At 71.1% G+C, this 3966-nt stretch carries 5 protein-coding genes; all 5 read left to right on the top strand.

Annotated elements, in window-relative coordinates; all coding sequences use genetic code 11:
- Positions 1 to 11: 11 nt before the first annotated feature.
- Entirely contained in the window at positions 12 to 497 is a 486-nt protein-coding gene (locus tag ACQP2X_RS17510) for a type VII secretion system-associated protein (protein ID WP_498698242.1), read from the top strand.
- Positions 494 to 1384, top strand: a complete 891-nt coding sequence (locus tag ACQP2X_RS17505; RefSeq protein WP_498698240.1) for a GlcNAc-transferase family protein — start codon at positions 494 to 496, stop codon at positions 1382 to 1384. Before ACQP2X_RS17510 ends, ACQP2X_RS17505 begins: the two co-directional genes overlap by 4 nt.
- 389 nt (positions 1385 to 1773) lie before the next feature.
- A complete protein-coding gene (locus tag ACQP2X_RS17500; protein ID WP_498698238.1) occupies positions 1774 to 1923 on the top strand; it encodes a hypothetical protein in 150 nt (49 codons plus the stop codon).
- Positions 1924 to 2032: 109 nt separating this feature from the next.
- Positions 2033 to 3019 (top strand): polyprenyl synthetase family protein, encoded by a 987-nt coding sequence (locus ACQP2X_RS17495; protein WP_498698236.1) that lies wholly within the window; start codon positions 2033 to 2035, stop codon positions 3017 to 3019.
- Entirely contained in the window at positions 3016 to 3963 is a 948-nt protein-coding gene (locus ACQP2X_RS17490; RefSeq protein WP_498698234.1) for a DUF2332 family protein, read from the top strand. Before ACQP2X_RS17495 ends, ACQP2X_RS17490 begins: the two co-directional genes overlap by 4 nt.
- Positions 3964 to 3966: the final 3 nt, after the last annotated feature.

Here is a 3966-nt window from a genome sequence, read left to right as displayed (position 1 = left end):
TGAGAGAACTGATGGACGAGCTGCTGATCGACCCGGAGTGGCTCGACGAGGAGGACGGCGATCCCCCTGCCGAGGCCGTCGTCGGGTGGTGGCCGGCCTACGACGACGGCACGCTCGGCCCTTTCCGCAGCAACCCGGACTATCGGCCGCTGTTCGAGAACTCCCCCGCCGATCCGCTGGACGCGGTGCTGCGGGCGGCAATGCACGGCGACGCCGAACTCGAACAACTGCGCGAGATGCTGTGCGACTGTCTCGTCGAGCTCGGGCTCAACGGCGACGGGCGGCCCCTGCTCGTACGCTCGCCCGATGGTGATCTTTGTGCCGTGGTGACCACCAGCGCGGTTCACCGGGAGCGGACGTTCTCGCCCGATTGGCGGGAGGTGTCGCTGGCCGACCTGGTGACGCTGCTGCCGGACGAGGTGAATGTGCTGGTGAATCCGGGTGGACCGGCCTGGGCCCGGCTCAGCGGCGATTTCGTCCGGGAAACAGCCGGGTGACGATCTTCGTGTCGGTCGCGAGCTATCGCGACCCGGAGCTGGTGCCGACCGTCCTCGACTGCCTCGGCGCGGCGAAGCGGCCGGGCGAGCTTCGCGTGGTCGTCAACTGGCAGCACCGCGATGACGAGGACGTGTCGGCGATCGCCGGCGATCCGCGTGTGGAGCTGATCGACGTGGACGCGCGAGCGAGCCGGGGTGCGGGATGGGCGCGGGCGCGGGTGATGGCCGAGTACGCCGGTGAGGACTGGTTTCTGCAGGTCGACAGCCACACCCGGTTCGCACCGGGCTGGGACGAGCGGCTGATCGGCCTGGCCCACGGCGCCGGCGCCGCCAAGCCGCTGATCAGCTGCTACCCGCCCACGTACGACCCCACGGGAAGCGACGCGCGCGGCGATGTGCCGAGCGAGCTGTTCCTGGACCGGTGGACCGGCGACGGCCTGCCCGTGCTGGCCCAGCGCACCATCGAGGACTGGCACCGGCGGAGCGGGCCCGTGCCGGCCCGTTTCGTGGCGGCCGGGTTCCTGTTCGCGCCCGGCTCGTTCGCCCGCGAGGTGCCGTACGACCCGGACATCTACTTCACCGGCGAGGAGGTCACGCTGGCCGCGCGCGCGTTCACGTGGGGCTATGACCTGTTCCACCCGGCCGAGGTGCTGTCGTGGCACTACTACATCCGCGGCGGCAGCCGGCGGCACTGGGACGACAACATGGAAGGCGGCGTGGTTCCCGACTGGTTCCGGCTCGACCGGGCCAGCCGCCGGCGGGTCGCGACGTTGCTGCGTTTCCCGTCGGTCGGCCGCCTCGCCATGGGGCCGGTCCGGCCCCTGTCCGAGTACGAGACGTACGCGGGCGTGGACTTCCGGTCACGCACCCCAGCCGGACCCGGCTGAACAACTCCCGTCCGGCGCATGTCGCCGGGAGGGAGCCGCCACGCGGTCGTCACCTCCCCGCGCCCGGCGTGACGCCATCCCGGCCGACACAGTGGCGGGATTGAATGTCCAGCGTGATCGGCCATTGACGCCGGTCACGCTTTTTCAGGCCCGCACGTGGCGCGATTCCGCACGTTCACTTGACAGAAACCCTCGATTAAATCTGCCGGGGCAGACGTTTATCTGCACCCGCAGACAATCTCATCGAACAGAAAATAAAGCGTCGAAGTGTTGCCCACCCGACGATGCGGCTATACCGTTTCTCGCGCAACGGCAAGCCGGATCCGGCAGTCGACATTTCGACGCTGTTTCCGGCGATTCTAAATCCCCTTACGGACAGGAGATCTGTCATGGAGAAGAACGCCGCCTTCACCGAGATCGAGCGCCAGCTCAACGGCGAGCACGCCACCGCCGACCGCAACAGCCGCCCCCACCCGGCCGGCCTGGTCGACGTTCAGCAGAAGCGGACCACCGGCACCAGCAACAACGCTCAGTGCTGATTGTCCTCACGTAGTGCGGCAGTTCATCTGTTGGACGCCGCCGCGCGGGCGGGAACGGGAGCACCGGCTCCCGGCCCGCCCGCTTCACCCCAGCGGCCAGGAGAAGTTCATGAAAGCAGCGGTCGTCGACCGGACGGGCACGTACGAGGAATTGACCCGAACCTCGCTCGCCATCGCGCAATTCGCGCGTGAAAGCATCGGCCGGACAGACACCCTGAGCCCGCTGCTGAAGGACGCCTGCCTCGCCGTCCTCCGGCACGAAGAGAAACAACAGGGCATATTCCGGCTGCTTCCCTCGGCTCTTTTCACAGCCCATCGCGACGAATGCTTGACGGTGGGCGCGGCGTCGCGCGCCTGGTGGGCCGGCGCCGAGACACTGGACGACCTCAACGACGGCCACTTCGACCCGGCGGGCACCGGCCTGAGCGCCTCCCGGGCGATGCTGGCCGCGACCACCTGCCTCACGTTGATCCCGGCCGAGATGATCAGGGAACGCGGCTGCCCGGCGGCGACCGAGGTTCGGCTCGGGCACGAGATGACCCGGGCCAGCATCCAGGCCGCGGCCGGTCAGCTCGACGACGTGGGCGAGACCGGCGCCACCGATGCCATGTGGGCACGGATCATGCGCAGCTACGCGGGCAAGACCGGCGCCGCGTACGGCCGCGATCTCGCGATGATGGCCCTGCTCGCCGGCGAGAGCGACGACCGGGTGGCGGCCTGGCGGTCGTTCGGCGCCTTGTTCGGCGTGCTGCGGCAGATGGCCAACGACCGGCACGGCCTGGACGACCTCGACCACGAGGACTACCGCAACGGCACCCGCACACTGATCTACGCCCATGCCATGGACGCGCTCACCGGCGAGCGCCGGACCGCCTTCGCCGAGATCCACGGTGCCGCCCGCCGCGACACCGGCGCGCGCGAGGCGCTGTTCGGCGAGTATCGGTCCGACGACCTGGCGGCCGGCTACGACGACCGCATCGAAGGCATCCGGGCCGGCCTCCAGAGCGCCCTGCACGAGCTCGCCCCGCCCTCGGACGGGCGCGACCTGGCGCGCTGGATGATCGACGAGTCGGCGCGCGGGGCGGCGATCCGATGAGCGGCACCGGACCCGAGGCCGTGGCGTCGCTGCGCGCGATGGCCGGTGGCCTGCGCGCCGGGGCGCGGGTGTCGGCGTACCTGCTGGACCGTCTGCTGGACGAGGTCGAGCAGGGCGGCGCCGTCCGCGACCGGATCGAGGCCCACCCCGCGTCGGCCGAGCCGACCGTGCTGCTGCGGGCCCTCGCCGGCATCAGCCACGCCTACCTGTCCGGCACGGCGCCACGGCTGGCCGGCCACCTTGCCGACCTGGCCACGACCGGCGCCGAGCCCGGCGAGCTGGTCTGGCGGCTGAGCCGGGACGTTCTACTCGGTCCGGGCACGGGGATCGGCGAAGCCTTGAGCCGGCCGGTACAGCAACATCTGCCGGACCGCGCCGGGCATCTGCTGCATGGCCTGACCCTGCTCGGCGCCACCCGCGTGCGGCTGCTCGAACTGGGCGCCTGCACCGGCCTCAACCTGCTCGTCGACCGCTTCGGCTGGCACGGCGACGGATGGACCTGGGGTCCACCCGGCTCCCCGGTGCGCTTACGGGCACCTGGGCCCCGGCCCGGCGAGCTGACCGTCGTCGACCGGGCCGGCTGCGACCTGGCCCCGCTCGACCCGGCCGACCCGGCCGACGTACTGCGGCTGCGCTCGTTCGTGCCGTTCGAGCTGACCACACAGCACGCCGAGCTGTCCGCGGCACTGCGGCTGGCCGCCGAGGAGAAGGTCCGCGTCGACGCGGCCGACGCCGCCGCCTGGCTGGCGGCCGAGCTCGACCAGCACGCCGGGCCCGGCGTGACCACAGTCGTCTGGCACAGCTTGTTCTGGCCCTACCTGTCCCAGGACCGGCAGTTGGAACTCGAGCGGCTGCTCACCGGCCGCCCGTACCCGGTGGCCCGCATCGGCTTCGAGCCGGCCGCCTGGGGCCTGGCCACCCGCCTCCAGATCACGGTCCACTGAGGA

Origin of the sequence: Actinoplanes sp. CA-131856 (genome assembly GCF_050956135.1) — a bacterium.
Taxonomy (GTDB): Bacteria; Actinomycetota; Actinomycetes; order Mycobacteriales; family Micromonosporaceae; genus Actinoplanes.
The sequence above is the reverse complement of the archived record's forward strand: the minus strand, read 5'-3'. Positions and strand labels throughout refer to the sequence as shown.